At 40.0% G+C, this 19,649-nt stretch carries 20 protein-coding genes and 1 pseudogene; 5 read left to right on the forward strand and 16 right to left on the reverse strand.

Going from position 1 to position 19,649, the window contains the following annotated elements; all coding sequences use genetic code 11:
- Positions 1 to 256 precede the first annotated feature (256 nt).
- From LEP1GSC195_RS01770 to LEP1GSC195_RS01820, 11 genes are all read right to left on the reverse strand, one after another.
- The gene (locus tag LEP1GSC195_RS01770; RefSeq protein ID WP_015679981.1) at positions 257 to 562 is read right to left on the reverse strand and encodes a HigA family addiction module antitoxin; all 306 of its coding nucleotides are present in this window, start codon (positions 560 to 562) and stop codon (positions 257 to 259) included.
- Positions 563 to 573: 11 nt separating this feature from the next.
- Positions 574 to 855 carry a type II toxin-antitoxin system RelE/ParE family toxin gene (locus tag LEP1GSC195_RS01775; protein ID WP_039927719.1) on the reverse strand — a complete coding sequence of 94 codons (282 nt, stop codon included), beginning with the start codon at positions 853 to 855 and terminating at the stop codon, positions 574 to 576.
- A gap of 788 nt (positions 856 to 1,643) precedes the next feature.
- On the reverse strand, positions 1,644 to 1,946 hold the full coding sequence (locus LEP1GSC195_RS01780; protein WP_015680186.1) for a hypothetical protein: 303 nt from the start codon (positions 1,944 to 1,946) through the stop codon (positions 1,644 to 1,646).
- On the reverse strand, positions 1,947 to 2,930 hold the full coding sequence (locus LEP1GSC195_RS01785; RefSeq protein ID WP_015680004.1) for an ankyrin repeat domain-containing protein: 984 nt from the start codon (positions 2,928 to 2,930) through the stop codon (positions 1,947 to 1,949). It lies immediately after the preceding gene.
- Positions 2,931 to 3,157: 227 nt separating this feature from the next.
- Positions 3,158 to 3,562 carry a helix-turn-helix domain-containing protein gene (locus tag LEP1GSC195_RS01790; RefSeq protein WP_002976409.1) on the reverse strand — a complete coding sequence of 135 codons (405 nt, stop codon included), beginning with the start codon at positions 3,560 to 3,562 and terminating at the stop codon, positions 3,158 to 3,160.
- The gene (locus LEP1GSC195_RS01795; RefSeq protein ID WP_039925760.1) at positions 3,563 to 3,862 is read right to left on the reverse strand and encodes a type II toxin-antitoxin system HigB family toxin; all 300 of its coding nucleotides are present in this window, start codon (positions 3,860 to 3,862) and stop codon (positions 3,563 to 3,565) included.
- 349 nt (positions 3,863 to 4,211) lie between these two features.
- The gene (locus LEP1GSC195_RS01800) at positions 4,212 to 5,360 is read right to left on the reverse strand and encodes an IS91 family transposase (RefSeq protein WP_015679914.1); all 1,149 of its coding nucleotides are present in this window, start codon (positions 5,358 to 5,360) and stop codon (positions 4,212 to 4,214) included.
- Positions 5,361 to 5,898: 538 nt separating this feature from the next.
- The gene (locus tag LEP1GSC195_RS01805; protein WP_040506212.1) at positions 5,899 to 8,196 is read right to left on the reverse strand and encodes a DNA polymerase domain-containing protein; all 2,298 of its coding nucleotides are present in this window, start codon (positions 8,194 to 8,196) and stop codon (positions 5,899 to 5,901) included.
- A gap of 19 nt (positions 8,197 to 8,215) precedes the next feature.
- The gene (locus LEP1GSC195_RS01810) at positions 8,216 to 8,473 is read right to left on the reverse strand and encodes a hypothetical protein (protein ID WP_015679833.1); all 258 of its coding nucleotides are present in this window, start codon (positions 8,471 to 8,473) and stop codon (positions 8,216 to 8,218) included.
- A 1-nt stretch (position 8,474) separates the two neighbouring features.
- The gene (locus tag LEP1GSC195_RS01815) at positions 8,475 to 9,080 is read right to left on the reverse strand and encodes a hypothetical protein (RefSeq protein WP_015679809.1); all 606 of its coding nucleotides are present in this window, start codon (positions 9,078 to 9,080) and stop codon (positions 8,475 to 8,477) included.
- A gap of 351 nt (positions 9,081 to 9,431) precedes the next feature.
- Positions 9,432 to 9,809 carry a hypothetical protein gene (locus LEP1GSC195_RS01820; RefSeq protein WP_015679967.1) on the reverse strand — a complete coding sequence of 126 codons (378 nt, stop codon included), beginning with the start codon at positions 9,807 to 9,809 and terminating at the stop codon, positions 9,432 to 9,434.
- Positions 9,810 to 10,105: 296 nt separating this feature from the next.
- On the opposite strand from LEP1GSC195_RS01820, the gene LEP1GSC195_RS01830 reads away from it, so the two are divergent.
- Positions 10,106 to 10,798 carry a penicillin-binding protein activator LpoB gene (locus tag LEP1GSC195_RS01830; protein ID WP_232227628.1) on the forward strand — a complete coding sequence of 231 codons (693 nt, stop codon included), beginning with the start codon at positions 10,106 to 10,108 and terminating at the stop codon, positions 10,796 to 10,798.
- On the opposite strand, the gene LEP1GSC195_RS01835 is transcribed toward LEP1GSC195_RS01830, so the two are convergent.
- The 3 genes from LEP1GSC195_RS01835 to LEP1GSC195_RS01845 are packed head-to-tail and all read right to left on the reverse strand — an operon-like array spanning position 10,786 to position 14,840.
- Complete coding sequence (locus LEP1GSC195_RS01835) at positions 10,786 to 12,072, reverse strand: hypothetical protein (RefSeq protein WP_015679818.1); 1,287 nt, start codon at positions 12,070 to 12,072, stop codon at positions 10,786 to 10,788. The genes LEP1GSC195_RS01830 and LEP1GSC195_RS01835 overlap by 13 nt on opposite strands.
- 32 nt (positions 12,073 to 12,104) lie before the next feature.
- Positions 12,105 to 14,351, reverse strand: coding sequence for a phosphoribosylformylglycinamidine synthase subunit PurL (purL, locus tag LEP1GSC195_RS01840; RefSeq protein ID WP_015679941.1), 2,247 nt, complete (start codon positions 14,349 to 14,351; stop codon positions 12,105 to 12,107).
- A gap of 9 nt (positions 14,352 to 14,360) precedes the next feature.
- On the reverse strand, positions 14,361 to 14,840 hold the full coding sequence (locus LEP1GSC195_RS01845) for a flavin reductase family protein (protein ID WP_015680159.1): 480 nt from the start codon (positions 14,838 to 14,840) through the stop codon (positions 14,361 to 14,363).
- A 104-nt stretch (positions 14,841 to 14,944) separates the two neighbouring features.
- Here LEP1GSC195_RS01845 and LEP1GSC195_RS01850 point away from each other — a divergent pair, with 104 nt between their 5' ends.
- From LEP1GSC195_RS01850 to LEP1GSC195_RS01865, 4 genes and pseudogenes are all read left to right on the forward strand, one after another.
- The gene (locus tag LEP1GSC195_RS01850) at positions 14,945 to 15,316 is read left to right on the forward strand and encodes a Fur family transcriptional regulator (protein ID WP_015679876.1); all 372 of its coding nucleotides are present in this window, start codon (positions 14,945 to 14,947) and stop codon (positions 15,314 to 15,316) included.
- 44 nt (positions 15,317 to 15,360) lie between these two features.
- A pseudogene (gene mutL / locus LEP1GSC195_RS01855) lies at positions 15,361 to 17,183 on the forward strand (DNA mismatch repair endonuclease MutL).
- Positions 17,184 to 17,241: 58 nt separating this feature from the next.
- Positions 17,242 to 17,847 (forward strand): RNA polymerase sigma factor, encoded by a 606-nt coding sequence (locus tag LEP1GSC195_RS01860; protein ID WP_004784002.1) that lies wholly within the window; start codon positions 17,242 to 17,244, stop codon positions 17,845 to 17,847.
- Positions 17,848 to 17,851: 4 nt separating this feature from the next.
- Positions 17,852 to 18,406 carry an LIMLP_12425 family protein gene (locus LEP1GSC195_RS01865; protein WP_015679889.1) on the forward strand — a complete coding sequence of 185 codons (555 nt, stop codon included), beginning with the start codon at positions 17,852 to 17,854 and terminating at the stop codon, positions 18,404 to 18,406.
- 3 nt (positions 18,407 to 18,409) lie between these two features.
- On the opposite strand, the gene LEP1GSC195_RS01870 is transcribed toward LEP1GSC195_RS01865, so the two are convergent.
- Together LEP1GSC195_RS01870 and hpf are read right to left on the reverse strand one after the other, a co-directional pair.
- Positions 18,410 to 19,282, reverse strand: coding sequence for a hypothetical protein (locus LEP1GSC195_RS01870; RefSeq protein ID WP_015679846.1), 873 nt, complete (start codon positions 19,280 to 19,282; stop codon positions 18,410 to 18,412).
- A 7-nt stretch (positions 19,283 to 19,289) separates the two neighbouring features.
- Positions 19,290 to 19,577: a ribosome hibernation-promoting factor, HPF/YfiA family gene (hpf, locus tag LEP1GSC195_RS01875; protein ID WP_015680123.1), complete on the reverse strand. Its 288-nt coding sequence runs from the start codon at positions 19,575 to 19,577 to the stop codon at positions 19,290 to 19,292.
- Positions 19,578 to 19,649: the final 72 nt, after the last annotated feature.

Below are 19,649 nucleotides of genomic sequence, written 5' to 3' on the forward strand. Positions count from 1 at the left end.
TTATTTGTCAATTCATAAAAATGAATATTTACGCGTAGACTGCTACCTATGTTCCGAGGTATACATTTGCTGACTGTCGTATAACGAACTAGGCTAACCGACGTAGGCTGGCCCTGAGTCCCGGAACGGGACGTTAGGGACTGGTCACGACACTTGCGAATGCAAGGGGAGTGCCAGAAGCCTATGTGTCGCAGACCGAGCGAGGGCGAAGTCCCGAAGCGAAGCGGTTAGATGCTGTTATACGACGTGCTTGGGTTTAACTGGCTTTAAGTTCTTTATATTTTTTTATTGCTCTTAACTCATTTTTCAATTCATACTGTTTTATTTCTAAATCATAATGAGCTTGAATAGAGAGCCAGAACTCAGGAGAATTTCCGAAGAATTTAGAGAATCGTAAAGCCGTATCTGCAGTGATTGCTCTTTTTCCATGAATAATTTCACTAATTCTTTTTTGATCGATAAGGGTACTTTGTGCCAGTTTATAAGCAGATAATTCCATAGGTTTAAGAAAGTCTTCTAAGAGAATTTCCCCAGGATGAATGTTCATAAGTTCTTTATTCATACAGAATCTCCTTAATGATAATCTACAATTTCAACGTTTTCGACAGAGCCATTATTCCAGTTAAAACAGATTCTATATTTCATATTAATACTTATTGAATGTTGCCCAGATCGGTCGTCAGTAAGCTGGTGCAGTCTATTTCCGGGTGGTGTCTTTAAATCGTCTAGATTTTTAGCACTATCGATATGGATCATTTTCCTTCTAGCGGTTCTTTGAATATCCTTTGGAAATTTTTTAGATAAAGCACCATTCCAAATTGCTTCAGTTTCTTTATCTCTGAAGGATTTTATCACAAGTAAATGCTGGTGTATTAGGATACTAGTGTCAAGCGCTATTAGTGGTAATTGAGAGATATTTTGATTAAAGGAAATGACCTCAAATGAAGACTTTTCTGCATTTCTTACCTTGTCTGTATCAAACAGATTTGAAATTTAAAAGTTTATATTTCCAAGCATGTCGTATAACGAAAAAGCTTACCGACGTTCCTCGAAGCTGAGCCTCTGTAGGAGGCGTTAGCGTCGGCGCGATTTTTGCGGAGGCAAAAAATCGTGCAGGAGAGGAATGTGTCGCAGACCGAGCGAGGCCGTGAGTGCCGAAGCGTAGCGGTAAGCGGATGTTAATTGCAGTAGGTTTCTATTGGTATAGATATTATTCGAAAGGGAAATCTCATCAAGCGCGAAAATTTTCGATCCGAATCTTTCTTTTCTTATAAATTTATATTGGAACTAGCGAATTAGAAACTCATTTTTTTTTCGTTTAATGGAAAAATATATATCGTTTGCAAATCACAGTTTAATAAAAGAATCTTTGAAGAGAGTCTCCGCTACTAAAAGGCAGTAATATATTAATTCCTCAACCCTTTCTAAAGAAAATTTTCGCGCGCTTTTTTTGTATGATTCAACCTATTGCAATTAACGAACTAGACTTACCGAAGTTCCCTGACCCTGAGTCCCTACGGGACGTTAGGGACTGGCACGGAGTTTGCGGATGCAAACGAGTGACAGAAAGGGAATTTGCCGCAGGCCGAGCGAGGCCTTGTGCCGAAGCGTAGCGGTAAGTCGCTGTTATGCGCTGTTTCGGGTTATAAATTGATTATATTATTTCTTCTAATTTGAAATTTTACCGATAATAAAAGTGAAGAAATTATATCTGAAAATATTTTTTCGATATCCTCCCGATCATTTTCAATTTGAAATTTATCCGAATTGGTAATGATCGATGTATATGTTATATAGTTTTCCTTACCATTAGCGAATGTCTTAATTAAAAGTTCAGAATCATCTAAATTATAAAGTCCCAATTTTGTGGAATTTTCAGTTTCAAAAAATTTCAGTTTGAATTTTTTCTTATGATATGTGTAATTTTTTTCCCAAATTTTTTTCATCTATTTTGCTCCTGATTCTTTTAGTATTCTAATTATATTTAGTTCTCCTTTTTTTATTGCATTACTTAAAGCAGTATTTCCTTCTTTGTCCGTTTCGTTTATCTTTGCTCTATTTTTTAAAAGAAGGATGCAAGGCTGGTAATGCCCCCAATATGAAGCTAACGTTAGTGGAGTATCCCAGGTGCTTTTTAGTTTTATGTTGATATTTCCTTTTTGGGCTATGAAATAGTTTAGAATATTTATACAATTTTCTGAAGCGGCAATATGTCCGACGGTTGTCCCGTAACTATTATTTGATATTCTATTTATGTTTTCACCTTTTTTTACAATTTCAGTTATATAATAAGGGTCATCTTGAGTATTATCGTATCTACTTACTTCATGAATAATCGCATTTCCTTCCAAATTTTCAGTTTTTAAATTAATTTTATTCTGCAAAAGGTAGTAAAATGCTTCTTTTTTATTTAGGGCTGATCTTTTGATTAGAATAAAGAGAGCATTTTCACCCTCGGTATTTTTTACGTTAATATCTGCCCCTTTTTCTAGTAACAAATCTAGTAATCTAAGATTGATATTTCTCTTTGAAAAACAAATAGTGAATGCCGATTCGCCGAATTTATCTTTAATGTTAAGGTCAATATTTGATTTCAAAATTAATTCGGTGAGTTCGTCAAGATCGTATTTAATTGAAGCCATTAATGCTGTATTGCCGTAAGAATCTAAGTCATTAACATTAGCACCCTTTTCTATTAATAATTTTGCCAGATTTATATCTTTCTTTTCGATAGCAAAATGAAGTAGTGTAGATTCTTGGTTCTGATAAATTATTCTTTGATTTATGGGGAATCCGGAATTAATTTGATTAATTACCTTTGTAGAATATTCTCTATCATAAAGAGCCGCTACCATTTTTTCCTGTGTTGAACTACACTGAAAGTTGGCAATTGTTGAAATTACCATTGTTAGAATTGTTAAAAGCTTCATTTTTTACCTCGTATTGTTTTAATGATTTCGAAATTGCGCATAACGAACTAGGCTTACCGAAGTTCCCCGACCCTGAGTCCCGGTAACGGGACGTTAGGGACTGGCATGTAGCTTGCGTAAGCAAGGCGAATGCCAGAAGGGGAATTTGCCGAAGGCCGAGCGAGGGCTTGTCCCGAAGCGTAGTGGTAAGTCGCTGTTATGCGAAGTTTTCGGGTTTACAGAAGTAATTACGCCACGGACGGCGTTCTTTTTCTTACTGTCTTAGAAGTTTTGACTTTATATTCTTTTACAAGAATGTCTGTAGGAATTCCTAGATTTTGATTAATTTTTCTAATCATTTCTAAAGTAAGCTTTCTCTTTCGATTTAAGATTTCAGTGGCACGACTTCGCCCGCCGATGAGATTTCCCAAATCAACACTTTTCATGTTCATATCATCCATAACCGATTTTAAAGCTTCAATTGGATCCGGATCATCAATAGGGTAGTGTTTAGTTTCGTAAGCATCAACTAAGGTAATTAAAATATCTAATTTGTCGTATTCGGGTGTATTCTTCTTAGCATCCCAGAGTTTTTCTATCTCAGAAAGTGCTTCTAAGTGATCTTTTTGATTTTTAATAGGTTTAATGTTCATTTAAATCACCTCAGCGTTGATTTTGTCATATTGTTCGTGAGTACCGATAAACCTTATAAATACAGTTTGTAGATTATAGTGAACCTTCACAATCAATCTGTATTTGTTTCCATGTATATTGAAAACGATTCTATTATCCTTAAGGAAACTAGCATTTCTGTATTTTTCCTTAACATCTGAGGGAGATTTCCAGAAAGCTTTCGAAGTTTCTTTAAACCAAACTTCTATCGGAATTTTGGAGTCGGAGTATTTGGGAATAGAGTAGAAATCTCTCAGTATTTTTCTAGAAATAACCCTCACAAATCAATAAGCCCATGTTCCCGAATTGGTAACAACAACTTTTTTTGCCTTTTTAGCGAGCATGGACGCTCGCAATTTATTAAAATAAAAGCGCCCGAAAATTTTCGCATAACGAACTAGACTAACCGACGTAGGCTGACCCTGAGTCCCTGAAGGGGACGTTAGGGACTGGCCACGACACTTGCGTAGGCAAGGGGCGTGCCAGAAGCCTATGTGGCGCAGCCCAAGCGAGGGCTCGTCCCGAAGCGAAGCGGTTAGTTGCTGTTATCTGCTGTGCCCTATGCTAAGTTAGACTTGCTGGAAGGTCATATCACACTAAGGAATTTAATAGTGCAAAAATGAGTCAGAGTTAAGCAACAAGCCTAGTGAAAAGTTCTTCAGTAGGCGGATCCTTTCCAAATTTGATGTAAACGATATCAGGAACGTTGAACTGGTCAACTTCTTCTTTTAGAATCATTTTTTGATTACAGATAGGACAAGCTTTATGTAATTTATGATAATCTTGTAGAATGGTATCATCACTGCTTTTAGAATCATTATTTTCATGGACGATAGATCCGAAGAGTTGATTTACCCGATCATACTTGGATTTACTAGCGGAGCTGTAGAAACCAGAATAACGTATAGATTTAATGTTTTGTGGAATGATATGTTTGATGTATCTATTTACAAATTCGTCGTTAGACAAAGAGCAAGATTTATCTTTTTTATAAAGTTTTATGGAACCATTATCGAGAAAATCGACCTGATTAAGATCGAGAGCATTTCCTTTTATAGTTTTAGAAAGATAGTCAATGATAGGGAATGGGGATTCGTATTTCTTGGAAACGAAAATATTTTCTTTATGAATATTATCTATATTTTCTCTGAACTGAAACCCAAGTTCAGGATGCTTTTTGTATAAAAGAATTAATTCTTTTTTTAGGATCTGGTTATATATAGAATTGAAGTTATCTAGTTTGAAGAGAGTGTCATCAATGAAGAGAATCTTGTCTTGATTTTTAGCTAGAGCAATAGAGTTGAGGATGATGTGAATGTGGGGGTGAAGTTGATAAGCATCGCCATGAGTGTGTAAAACGGAAATGAAAGCAGTAGTAGGCGTTAGGTCAAAAGAGTATTTAATTAATTTAAGAATCGTATTAGCTGAAGCTTCAAAAAGGATTTCTATAAATTCTTTATAATACGAAAGAATATAAGGGTATAGAAAAGAAGGTAGTTTAAAAACAAGATGATAATGTGGAGAATTGTTGACTTTTTCTTTTGTATTAGAATTCCACTCTCTTTTGTTTTCTGATTGGCAAGTAGGACAAGATCTATTGTTACAAGATTCTCTCATGAATATAGAGAAGTGTCCATTTGGACAAGAATAGACTCTTCCCTTCATAGCATTAGTTCTGCATAGAGCAACAGCCGAAACAACCTTCTTAACATGAGTAGGCAGGTTGGAAGCTTGAATCTTATCTATTTGCTTATATAACACTTGTTGGAATTCATTCATAGAATTATTTTTAGGGCATTGCAGATAACGAAATCTTTCTGTATCGCGGATTCCGGCTTTATACAGCAGACTTTGTGCATTGCGAATCTTTTGATTTCTTTGATTGCTTTTTTGTTGTTCGTATAGTTGTCGCCAACCTGGTTGTTATTGGCGTTGTGATTATTCTACCCCTTTAGGCCACTTATATGCTATTCGTTTATCATGCTGTTTTAAGTGAATTCCCGACTTTTGTCGGGTTGAGTGTTTTTTATGAGACATAATTTGGACTTTTTCTTTCATGCCACTATGTGAAAATTCAATGAACATGTTGAGCTTTTTTCGGGAGAGTAGGCATAGCTTCGCCCCCTGAGTCCCATTGGCAAAAACGAATCTGAGTCTTTTTTGTATTATGGTTTGCGCAAACGTTTTTTGAATTGGTCTTAGAAATTATCGTATAACAGGTATTTTTTATTCGAGTTTTGTGTATTTTTTTTAGCTTAGATGCAATAAAAGAAAAATTGAATATATGAATGATTGATATTTTCGATTTAGTTTCTTTCTAATTAAAGAAAGGTAATTGTTGTTCGTCGCTGATAAATTCATTGAAGTCTTTGAAACTTGCGAAGGCTGTCCAAATTTCTTTAAATGATGTCAGGAGTAGTTTTCTATAATAGCTTTTGTCATATCTTATAATTTTGGGGGCAATTTTGCTTTCGATTCTTTCTTCTGTTTTGTATCTTTCTCCTTTTTGTTCTGATTTTTTATTTACTACTAAGTATCGAACTTTTTCTCCTGCTTGGACTCGAACACCCATTTCGAGTAAATCTTTTACTGCGACTGCGCTGGGTGCATCTACACTGTAGTCTTCGGGGTCTTGAGATGTTGATCTTTGTATAAGGAGGTCTTTCCAATCGAGATTACCAGAGGAAAGTAGTATATCGTATTTTTTGAATATTTTTAAAATCTCTCCTTCTTGAGTTTGCATTTCTTTTATGGTTTCAAATTTACACATCCACTCTATCATTTCTTTTTGTGCAGCTTTTACGTATGGAGGAAAATCCTTTCGTCTTTGGATGATCCCTCGTCCTTTGAAATCTCCTTCTGTAAATCTTCCCATATAACGATTGGCAACTGGCATTTTTTCATCAGTGGTAGAAGGAGGAAAACATAACCAAGAGAAGGTGCCTTCGATTTCCATTGCTATTTTTGTTTTTTTGTGGATCGTTTGACAAACTTCTTTGAGATGTTCGGTGTCGATAGGGGACTTGTCTTTTTTTTGTATAAATATACAATCAGTAATTGCGTGTATTAGATTATACCCATAGTTTTCTGCTATTTCTTTGGCGATTAACAATTTCTCTCTTCCGAAAGCAGTGACTGATTCATGACTTTCTAGTTTTCCAAATTTTGCATTCCGATAACCCAAATAACCAAATGAGGTAACGAGCATCCATTTTAAACTAGATTGTTTTTGTTCTATATCGGATTTGTTGGGATGATTAGCATCTTTACATTGTTTTTTGTAGTAGTTCCTTCGCTCTACTATATGAGCGAGTGCAACGGAGACAATTCCCTTTCTTTTATTGCAAATTCGATAACCAAGCGAAGGTACTGTTTCTGTTGTTTGATCGTTTGTGCAGCAGAGACAATTGATTGTTTCTGGAGAGATATTGTGCAAGACCATAACTTTGGGGTACATTTGTGAAAAATCTAATTGAGCTACATTTTCTAAGGTAAATCCATTTTGGATATCTGCTTGAAAAACAAGTCCTCCTTTATCGGCATTTAACAGTTCTAAGGCGGTTTTGGATGCTTCTAGAGCACTTTTTTGCCAAGGTACTAAATAGTTCATTCGTAAGGCTACATCGACTTCAATATAGGTAAGTGCCTTTCCCGTGGAGGCTCGTGCCATTTTTTGGATTGGTAAACGAGAAATGCGAGAGAGTTCTATGATTCCCATGAGATCCGCCTCCTTATAGACAAAACCATTTCTGGAATCTATATGCCATCGCCCGAAGAGTGGATAGGATGGCGCTCGGTAGACTATCGTTCCATAAGTATTGAAGCTAGTGCCTTTTGTTTGAATAGAACGTCGTATTGTGCTTGTTTTGTCCCGATCAAATTCTGTTGGTATGTGACTTTCCTGCGAAGCTTTAAAAAGATGGGGGAAAATAACTTGATCACCATAGGTGGTGAGAACTATATCTGGATCATATTTTTTAAATATTTTGTTTAGTTGATGGATGAGTTGGCCGGAATCACTAGTTGGGATTCTATACAAATCGGAATTTGTTTTTACCATAAGTGCATTGTTTACAAAGGGGATTCTATGGCTTTTTTCTAAGTAGAGTGATACTTTGCTTAAGTCTGGAATTTTGTAGTCCATCTCTTCTATATCTGTAAAAGAGCGAATGGTTCTAATTCGGTTGAGATTGTTTTTTGTTGTTTCGTAATTGACTTCTATGTAGGCAAGGGGATAAATACTTTTTTCTACCATATAACCTGTGCTAATTTCTATGTCTGAATGGTAGATATCATATTTACCATACAAGTGAAAGAGTTTACTTGTGATCTTGGGTAGGAGCTGTGGTTTGGAAATGATTAACTTTAGGACAGAGATAGTTTTGTTTTCATAGAAGAGGGATTTTTCTGTGAAGGTTGGTATTTCTGCCAATGCATCTAGTTCGTAAAAGCGCTTTACGATTTTCCCTAGAATGGTTGGTGAGGCGTTTACATAAATTGTGGGATAAAATTCATCAAAAAATAAGCGAAGTTCTCCCGAGTTTGACTTTAACCAGAGATAGATTCTTTGTTCGGAGTGGTAGATATCAAACAAGTAACCTTGAAAAGTTTCCATAACATTTTAATGATTGGTTTTACTTGTCCGGAACTTTTGTTAGACATTTCTTTAATTCATTAATTTCTTTTTTTGTTTCTATGAGCATAGAAAGTATCATGGAATCAATAGGATATGGTAGAGATGCCATCACACCAGCTTGTACTTGTAATTTGGCAGTTCGGATTAGGTCATCAAAAATCTCTTGGTCGGACTTTCTGAGGGATCTTCGAAAGTCTGATAGGTTTTCTTCAATTTGTAACATTTGACGAGAGTAGGGGGCAATGGTTCTTCCCATGTTAAAGTCCTGTGATGGAAGTTTTTCTTGTGCGAATACGAGAGAGACCTTGCTCCATCTTTAGTTCCCAGAGATTTTGTGTGGCACGAAGTAGTTTTGGAAAAAAGATTTGAAAATTTTTATGTGAATAGGTCCAAGATTCAATAATGAGTAAGGGAACATTTTCACCGGGGAATTTTTCGATAAAACCTAACATCAAGTTTAATAAAAATAAACCTTCGTCATCTTTGACATCGCCATCTAAAAATTGTTTACAAGGAGCTAACAGAAAGTAGATGGTATTTTCTTCTTTTGAGGTAAGGATGTTTTTAAGTGCATCTAATATTTGATAAGGGGTGAATGCTCTTTGGATCCTGATTTGTTCCAAAAATGGTTCTGGCGCTAAATTTTGTTTTCGTGTTTCTTCTGTGATGGTGAAGGGATTGAAGCGGATGGCACAGTCCAAATTAAAAACCTGAAATCCTGAACAAACCATGGCATATTGCCAAAAATGAGCGAGCCTGTACATCCCTCTTTCTCCGGTGAGAAGTCCGAGGTCTCTCTGGTTCCAATTCTGGATGGGTTCATAGACATTGGTAGAAATTTGGGTTTGTTCCGCAAGAATCATGGATACTATTTATATGTATAGCAATAATTTGTAAAGTGGAATTTGAGTTGGTTCCTCCTTTTTCATTCAATTGGAATGAAAGCCACCGGTCGGTCCTCTACCAATTGAATGGTTGGCTGGTGGCAACGGCTTTCGTGGCAGGTCAGATCTGTTTTGAGATATGGATTTAGCAAAAAAAGTGGGGTGGTTCTGTTGGCTACAGATTTGAGAGAGAATGGATTTGGGGACTAAGGTTAAGGATAAAAGGGAATTTGAAAACGGGCGAAAAGAAAGTTTTCGCGTCCTTTGACCGGAATAGTTCGTTCTACCTAGACATTTCCAAAAAACATCTAGATAGTCAGAGGGAGAAATTTATAAAGGGGGAACTTCTTGGACGGTTTTGACACCAGTTACAAAATAGCTAGTTTCTGCAAAACAGCTAAAGGGAACCCCTACGTGTTCTTCGTATTCTAAAACTACTCTTTTGCCAATGGATCCGTTCAATTGTTCGGCAATGGCTTCGTCACGAATGCTGAAGAAGAACTTTTCGGTCATTGTGCCTGGCATGGTGACAAGGGCCATTTCCCCTTCCCAAGTTTTGCAAATCCAACCCTTTTTGGAAAGTTTTTGGATGTACCCTGCGCGGTCTCCTTCTGAGTAACTCCATTGGAGTGTGAGCCAAGTGTAACCCGCAAACAGAATGGCGAGGAGGATGAGAAGAAAGCTGAATCGAATTAAAAATTTACCCATAAGTTAATCCAGAAGTTTGGAGAGAAAAGGGAAAGTTTCAAGACAATATTTTGACCGGGGACTGTCAAATTTTCAAATTACGATGCAGTTCTTCGCCAGGGAGACGGAGGGCTTGGTCATTTGGCGGGAAACGGCAAAGGACGGGAGCGAACGCGGACCCCGAAGTGGCCCGGTCCGTATAGAAGGAAAGTTACATCCCCTAACGAAGCGGAGGCGCCAAAAAGAAAAAGAATGGATGCGAAAGTATGAACATTTTTCTAAAAAAAATCTGACGATTTGGATTGGGATGGCAAGTTTTGGGCGTTCGTGATAAAGGAGAACCATTGGGTGGCGGGTCTAGTTCCCCACCCTCAGATCGGGCGGGGATACTATACTCACACATTCTTTCTTGCCAAACTCACGAACCCCCACCAAACTCTACTAAAATGCGCATTTTATTCCTTCCCCTCTTTCTGTCATATTTCTATGTTAGTTGCTCTACAGTTTCTTATCACAAAACAGACAAAGCCAAACCCACCAAACAGTGGGGAGTTTTGGAAGTCAAAGAGACTGTTCGGAACATGAGTCATTCTTTATCCACATATTATAAAACTGATTTGAAGACAGGGTATTTGGAATGGAAGTCTCTTCAGAATTCTACTTCGGAACATATCGATACCAAACTCATAACCAATGAAATTTTGAACCAACTCACAAAAGACAAAGTTCCTTTTGTGGATACCTCTATTAGAGAAGAGGCGACCACAGAAATAGCTTTTGGGAAAACAGGAATGGTTTCGGCTGATTCGCGTTTGTCGGTGGGGAAGTTTAAATCTCCTTCTCATAAGATTAAAGGTGAGATCAATGAAGTGGTGAATTATGAAGCGGGGTCACGCATCCAATACATCACGGTTACACTTTTTCTTGTAAGTTTGGAAACAAACCAAATTGTTTGGTCCGAACAAACTAATTTTTTAAAAACAAGCCGCGTGGAAGGTTATGGTCTTTGATTGTCGGGGAAAAAACCAAAACGAACCTTGACTTTTCCCATAGCAGGGCTTAAAACATGGGGAAGCGTTTCTTGATTCGTTGTTAGTTTGGGATCACTGAGTGCAGACTTAGATTTTCCCATCCAAACATACTCAGGAAAAAATCGAACATAACGGTATTCGTCTGAGATGTCTAAGTCTTTTCGGATATTCCTTCTTGCATCATCGTAGGAAATTTCTACCCATTTGGCACCGAGTTTAACGCCAAAAATCATAATACCGGCTCCAAGCGCAGATAATTCGCTGGACTGAACCTTAACCCCTCCATACACTACTCCGGCTCCTAAGGCCACAATGGCAGCTCCGGCAAGGATTGCACCCGTGACTTTGACAGTCCCTTTGGTTCCTTCTTTTAGGGCAGTGGCAGAAACCAGTTGGAAGTATTTGGAGTCTTGGATGAGTTCCGAGATTTCATTGTCACGGACGAGATGGCGTTCATACCAACCGAGGGTATCTTTTTCTAAAACGAGCGGTGTTTTTCCAGAACCATCTGTGAGTGTTAGTTGAGATTGTTTGCCTGTTTGCCGGAATTTTAGATTTCGTAATCCTCGGATAAAGTTTAAGTGGGCCGAAGGATCCATCTCAGGTTCAGCACCGGGGCCACCAAAGATAAGGATAAATTCTCCTTCTTGCGTATACCTTTCATTGGCCATGGCTCGGAGGGCGGCGGATTGGGGTTTTAGTTGGCTTGCCTTACGAAAGTCTACCTTTGCTTCTTCGATAGAACCTGTGGATAACCAAAGGGAGGCAAGTAATAAACGTAAGGTGGGATCATCAAACTGGCCTTCGGCGCTCCATTCTCCACTGAGTAGGTTTCCGGCATACCGAGCTTGGATTTTTCCTTTTTCGTAATCACCAACTCTTACATAATAAAGACCAAGAAGGATGTGTAGGTAGATGATTTCTGCTTCGGAGGCATAATAACCTTCTTCTGTTTCCATATAGAAAAAGGATTTTAAGGAACGTGTGGCACTGAAACGAAGGCGTTCTTTACTTTCCTCTGCGATCCTTTCGAGACTTTTGTAGTCGATTCCGCCTTTTAAAAATCCTAAATGAGCCCGTTCGAGAACGGCGATAAAACCTTTTCGTTCTTCCGTGGGGAGATACTCGAAGGCTTTTTCTAGATTGGCTTTTTTATAGGCTCGGAGGGAGTCTTCGTATTCCTGTCGTTTGGCGATACTTGTACATTGGATACAAAGTAGAATCAATACCAGAGAAAGGAAGGATAGGCGCATCCGGCCTATCCTTTCGGGAATTTTAGTTTTGTCTATTCGAAATAACCTTTAAGACCTGATTCAAATTCCGTTTCTAAAGATTTGGTCGTCCATTCCCATTGGAATCCATTTCCTTTGACAGAAAGGGAGGATTTGGAACTAGATTTACCCAAAGAATAAAAGGAAAGTCCTGCTTTTTCGTATTTTGCTTTTACTTTTTCTTCATCTTTGGTGAGGAAACTCACTACAAAAGAAGCTCCTGTTTCACCAAAACAAAGTTCGTCGAAACGTAGGATACTTTTTTGTAATCCTTCCAAATTGGCTTCGATTCCTTTGTTTCCAGAAATCACAATTTTAGCAAGGGCCACAAGAAGGCCACCGAGTGACAGGTCTTTGGCGGAAGTGAGAAGCCCTTCTTTACGGCAGGCAATCAGTGCATCAATGGTAGCTTTTTCTTTGGTTAGGGAAATTTCTGGGATTCTACCTGTATCTAGACCATGAACACGGTAAAGGTATTCTGAGGCAGAAATAGTAGGCTTAAACTCTCCAACCAGTGCATAGGTTACTGCATCGTTGGTGCGAGGGTAGGTATGAAGGCCTTTGGCAACATCGTCAATCACTCCCACCATACCTATGGTCGGTGTAGGAAATACTGGTCCTTCAGGAGATTCATTGTAAAAGGATACGTTTCCCCCAGTGACAGGAAGTCCAAGGAAACGACATGCATCTCCAAGTCCACGCACACATTCACTGAAGATATAATAGTTTTCCGGGATGTAGGGGTTTCCAAAGTTTAGGTTGTTTGTGACCCCATAAGGTTCTGCCCCCGTGGAAGCTACGTTTCTTGCCGATTCACAAACAGCAATTTGAGCGCCTTCGTATGGGTTTAGGTAAGTATAACGAGAGTTACAGTCTGTGGCAACAGCGATTCCTTTTTTGGTTCCAGGAATTCGCACAAGTCCACCGTCTTCCCCAGGTTCTACTACTTTCACAAGTCCTACTTCTGTATCATACTGTTCATAGAGTGGTCTTCGGGATGTGATATTGAGGGAAGATAGGAGAGTATTTAAGGTCTGAGAAACTGTATCCGCTTGTAAGTCTGGAATTTTTTTGGAATCAAACTTTGTCACCTCATCTAGGTAAGCCGGTCTTTTCTCTTCTCTTACATACCGCGGAGCCCCACCACCAAGAACGAGAGAGTCTGCGGGAATTTCCGCTTTGAGTTTTCCATCCTTTCTGATACGAAGGATTCCGTCCCCAGTGACCGTTCCAATTTCTACGGCATTCAATCCCCATTTATGGAAGATGGAAACAAGCTCTTCTTCCTTTCCCGTTTCTGGAATGACAAGCATTCGTTCTTGGGATTCGGAGAGCATAATTTCATAAGCGTTCATATCGGATTCACGAAGAGGAACACTATTTAGATCCACATCCATTCCGGTTTTTCCCTTGGCACTCATCTCAGAAGTGGCACAAGAAATTCCTGCGGCACCCATGTCTTGGATTCCTACAAGGAGGTTCTTTTGGATGGCTTCGAGGGAGGCTTCCATGAGAAGTTTTTCCATAAAGGGATCGCCCACTTGCACCGCAGACCTTTTTTCTTCGGATTCTTTGGTGAGGTCTTTGGAGGCGAAACTGGCCCCATGGATTCCGTCGCGTCCGGTTGTCGCACCTACGATATAAACTTTGTTTCCTACCATTCCTTTGGTAGAAGCAGAAGCCATTTGGTCATGTCTTGCAATCCCGACAGTCATGGCATTTACAAGTGGGTTTTTGGTGAATGTAGGATGGATGAATAATTCACCCCCACCCACCGCAATCCCAAGTGAGTTTCCATAATCCCCGATTCCTTTAACCGCACGGGTCAGCAAATACTTGTTACGTGCTTCTTTGGGATCACCAAACCTAAGTGAGTTGAGAGAAGTAATGGGGCGTGCCCCCATAGTAAAGATATCTCGCATGATTCCACCCACACCAGTGGCAGCGCCCTGGTAAGGTTCTACAGCTGTTGGATGATTGTGGCTTTCGATTTTGAATACAACAGCAAGGCCGTCTCCAATGTCCATGGCTCCGGCATTTTCTTCTCCGGCCCCAGCAAGGAGTTTGTCCGATTTGGTAGGAAGAGTTTTTAATTTTAAAATTGAATTTTTATAAGAGCAGTGTTCCGACCACATGGCAGAGAAGATCCCCAGTTCTGTGGAGTTTGGCATTCTTCCTAAGATCTTTTGGATCTCTACAAATTCAGTTTCTGTAAGTCCGTGTTCTTTGGCATCTTCGAGACTAACTTTCTCTTTTTCCATACTGTTTCCTTAAACGAGTTCTCTATAATTGCGATTGAAGTAGAGGAGGGGGGAACCTTCACTTGTGGCCACCGCTTCCACAAGACCGATAAAGATCCAATGGTCTCCCGCTTCGAGGATTCGGTCGACTTTACAGTCGAGTGAAGCCAAAGAGTCTCGTAACACGGGGACCCCTGTGGAGAGTGTTTCTGGGTTTAGTCCTTCCAAAACAACCGCTTTGTCCAGGGAACCAGAAGCAAAATCAGCGGAAATTTGTTTTTGTTCGGAAGAAAGAATATTCACAACGAAGTTTCCCGAATCTTGGATGGGTTCTTTGGCACTAGAGTCTTTGGCCAAACAGAATAAAACTAACGGCGGTTCTAAGGAAACAGAAGAAAAACTAGAAACAGTGACTCCTCCTTTTTTTTGAGAAGAAGCATAAGTAATTACACAAACTCCACTCGCCCAAAGCGAGAGAGAGGATTTAAATTTGTCTATGGATGCGGGCATAAAGCCTCCGTATTGACAAATATCAATTTCTGGAAGGATTCTAAAAACCAATTTCCATTTGACCGAGTGATAAAATGCAGGTGAGGTTGGGGTAAGGGAATCGTATGAAAGCACTCACCAAACATAGAGAATTAATTTTTAATGACCTAAGAGAAAGAAAAGGCCATCCCACAGCGAAGATGGTTTTTGAATCGGTTCGAGGAAAAGCGGACAAAATCAGTTTTGCTACAGTCTACAATTCCTTGGAATACTTGGTAGAACACAAAATGGTAAACAAACTCAATATCGAATCAGACTCGGTTCGTTATGATGCCTTTTTGGATGACCACTCCCACTTACTTTGCAATGAATGTGGAAAGGTTTTGGATGTTCCACCTCTCAAACTCAGTGCAGACACCGATTGGCAGGGGCTAGGTTTCCAAGTCAAACATGTGGACATTGTGGTGACAGGAACCTGTTCTTCTTGTAATTCCTAGTAATTTTTTCTGGATAGGGAGGTTCCCTATCCCATGTTTGTCCTATGGGCATCATTCATTCACTTTCGGCGGACCTCATCAACCAAATTGCCGCCGGAGAGGTGATTGAATCCACCCATTCCATTCTCAAGGAACTCATCGAAAACTCCATCGATGCCGGTGCCACAAAGATTGAAATTGCCACCGACTCCGCAGGATTCGGCAGGATCCTTGTTTCTGACAATGGACACGGGATCCAAAAAGAGGATTTGCCTCTTGCCATCAAACGGTATGCCACTTCCAAAATCCAAGACTTCCATGACTTAGAACATCTTTTCACTTTTGGGTTTCGGGGGGAGGCTCTTGCCTCCATTGCTTCCGTGTCTCGGATGGTTTTGGAATCGGGGACATCCGGAAACCGCACGGCCTATCGAGTGACCGTAGAAGAAGGAAAAGTTGTGGAAGAAGAAGAGATTCCCTTCTTTCTCGGGACCAAAATTGAAATCAAAGATTTATTCTATAATACACCTGTTAGGCGTAAATTTCTAAAAACAGAAACCGGGGAAGAGAAAAAAAATAGGGCTCGTGTACAAACGATGGCTGTGTCGGAACCAAATATTGGGTTTCGGTATTTGCAGAATGGAAAAGAAGTTTTAAACGTAGTTCCCGAAGACGGATTCGAACGTGTGTTATCTGTTTACGGCGAAAATTTACGAAACCATCTTTTGCCGATTCATTCCAGTCGGAATGGAATGACACTACGCGGATGGATCTCTCATCCTGATTTTTATAAATCCTCTCGCACAGGACAGTTTTTCTTTGTAAACAACCGTTCGGTGGAACTAAAGTTTTCAGCACAAATTTTAAAACGTTGTTATGGGGAGCTCCTTCCTGGTGGGGCTTTTCCTTATGCCTATTTATTTTTTGATCTTCCTCGTGAGTTTGTGGATGTGAATGTCCATCCTCAGAAAAAGGAAGTTCGGTTTTTATCCGAAGAAACCATCACAGGAATCCTTTTCCAAGGAATCACAGAAGTTTTACGAACCTCCACTCCGGTAGAATTTTTGGAAATGCGCCGAAGGCTTTCGATGCCCATTCCCTACGGCCGAGAAGGGGATACTTCGGGAACGGGGAGTCGGTATGGGGCCCTGGTTTTGGATTTGGTGGGGGGAACCAGTTCGGAAGCCAACAGACTGATGGGGAATCTCTCATTGGTCCGAGTACGATCGAAGGAAGGGAAGGATTTTCTCTGGAAGGGATTGGGGCTGGCGCCAACTTGCACTTATTAGGTGAAAATCTCACCAAACACAATCTATTTGTTCCGAAAAAACACTATGGGGTTTTGTTTGAAACCTTTATCCTTGCTGAAGCAGAAGATGGACTCTATATCATCGACCAACATACGGCCCATGAAAGGATTCGTTATGAAGAAGTCCTTCGGGATCTAAAATCCAAAGCCTACAAATCCCAAAGCCTTCTCACACCGATTCGGTTAGAACTTACTAGAGAAGAAGCAGAAGAGATGATCGAAGAAAGGCATCGGTTTTTAGAACTCGGAATCACCCTCGAACCATTTTCTGGGGGGACCATTCTCATTAGAGAAGTGCCATCTTATATCGATCCAGGCAAAGAAACAGAAACCATTTTGGATTTATGGGAGAGGTTCAAACAAAAAGACCCCGAAGAAAGAGAACTCTACGATGAAATGGCCAAATGTGTGGCTTGCCGTTCCGCTATCAAAAAAGGGGACCAGGTCTCTGACCCCATCATCGGAGAGCTTTTACAACGATTGTCTTACTGTGAAAATCCATCCCTTTGCCCTCATGGCAGGCCCACACTTATCAAACTTACAAGAAAAGACCTAGAAACTATGTTTCACCGGATCTAGGCCAAAGCAAACACCGAAAAACATTGATAGAATTCTAGGATTCGAAATTCTAGGCCTGATGCCACGCCCCCTAGAAGGCAAAAATATGACCCTGCGGGAGAAGGAAAAAATCCTCCTCCAAAAAATCAAAGCAGGGGATCCTACTGCCTACATGACTTTAGTGTCTCCGTTTCGGGAACGATTGTTCCGTAAGGCCGTTTCCATGGTAAAAGATGGAGACGATGCGGAAGACATTGTCCAAGACGCTCTCATTTCCGGTTATAAATCCATCCAAAACTTCCGCGCCGAAGCCGGGGTTTATACCTGGCTCTACCGCATTGTGGTGAATAAGTCCAAGGATTTGCTCGCCAAGAAGAAAAGAGGTCGAGAAAAACCCATGGATGACTCAGGAGATAACCAATTTGTGGATTCTCGTGTCGGATATGAAAAAAAATTGGAACTTTCTGAAGAGTCTCGCTATCTAATGGATAAGATCGCACTCTTAGAAGATTCCTACAAACAGGTTTTGGAACTTCGTTATTTCGAAAATCTTTCGTATAACGAAATTGCTGAGATCATGGAATGTAATGTAGGTACGGTTAAGAGTCGTCTCTTCAAGGCCAAGGAGTTTTTGAAGCACCTCATCCAGAAAGACGAAAAGGGAGAAGGGTTCTTTGAAAAATAAGTTTATGAATTTAAAAGATTGGTTTCGTTCACAATATCCAGGTCTCTTTCCGGAAGAGACAAACAACGTGGTTCTGGAAAATAAGATTTGTTCTCTCTTCCAGCGTGTGAAGGAAAAGGAAGACACCATCCTTCCTCGAATGTCCAAAGACTTCGACACCCGCCTCTTAAACCTTCTCGAATCAGTCAGTTTTGACAAACCCAACCAAAAGATCTCCTTCACCTTTAGGGACCTAATCGAAAACCGAACGGTGCAATATTCCTTTTCTGCTGTGATGGCCTTAAGCCTAGTGTTTGTGCTTGTAAGCCGCACTTCTCAAGAGCCAACACTTGCGGGCAACGACACTGCCGGTGTTGTCATCGAACAAAACAACTACCAAAACGAACCAACAAGCATAGATCTTAGTGAATCTTATCAAAAACGAGAGTTACTCGATCATTTGCGTTCAGCCCCAGGGGCAGTTTATGGGCTTCGCGAATTAGAATTGTATTATGAAAAAACAGGAAGGGAGTCTGCGGCAGACGAACTGCGCCTCCTCATTGAATCTGTCGAAAGATAGATTCTAAACAAAACCCTTTGCAAATTGGACGGCATCCCGAGAACGGATGTCGTCAGCAGAATTGAGGATGGCCAGAGCAAACTGTTCGATCCTTGCTTCTAGACGAAACGACCCACCACTTCTCTCTTTACTATCAGCCAATCGTTTGAGTTCCGAAAACCAGATTTGAATGGTCGCCTCGTCTTTTTTGACAGAAGGACGAAAGACACCTTCTCTCCAAGCAAGGACGGGAACAAGTTCTTTCATCTCTTCTTCTCTTTCAGTGATCTCACTTGCCTTTTGGATGAGTGTGAGAAGAGGCGGCCAACGAACCATGGTATGGGGAAAAAGTTGGGGGTCATTTAAGAACGCGTTGCGGTAAGTTTCGATTCCTTCTTTTTCATTCCCAGTCATCACTTGGGTTTCAGCCAAAAAATAAAGTAGGACTGGAGATTGTTTGTTTCCCCCATAAAGTAATACTTCTAAGGCCATGGCATAATCTTTAATTTTGATAAGACCGGCTGCCAGGTCACGTAACAGATCTTTGTCGAGAGCGTTGGCTCCTTCCCATTGGTAAGCGAGTTTCAAATGATCCCTTGCTTCTTTTAAGATACAGTCTTGGGTTACAAAAAAACTATCGGTAGTTTGAAATCCACGTTTTCGGATTTCGGATTCAAAATCGGAAAAAAACTCGAGGAGGAGTTTCCCTCTTTCTTTGCCTTCTCTTGTTTTTAGAATTAAATCAAGTCTATGGTCCCAAAAGCTGGAAATATAATACCCGCTGATGGTGGCGAGATCCTCTGGATCTCGATCCAGAAGTACGGAGTAAAGTGATTTGGCAGTTTCAAACTCACCATTGGAAAGGTAGGTGAGTGCTTCTTCCGACTTCTGAATCATTAGTGTGTTAGTGTTGGCTTTTTTTATCGTGGTGTTTGCTTACTTGGGAAAGGATTTTGTCTTCCAATCCATCGATACAAACATAAACATCTTTATCTTGGTTGTGTGCGTTAAAATTGTTTCCATCAGCGTGTAACTTCAAGTTAGAGCTGATTTCTCCATGGATAGCTTCAAATGATACTTCGCAGGATACGATTTTTTGAACGAATTTTGTAACTCGTTCTAGTTTTTCGTCCGCATATTTCTCTGCGGCTTCGGATCGGTCTAAGTGTTTCCAGGTATAATTGATTTTCATAGTTTGTCCCAATTTGGTATGGATTGATTGTATTTTGGAAAAAAAGCAAACGTCAAATAAAAAAGAATTGAA

This window comes from Leptospira wolbachii serovar Codice str. CDC (assembly GCF_000332515.2).
GTDB classification, from domain to species: domain Bacteria; phylum Spirochaetota; class Leptospiria; order Leptospirales; family Leptospiraceae; genus Leptospira_A; species Leptospira_A wolbachii.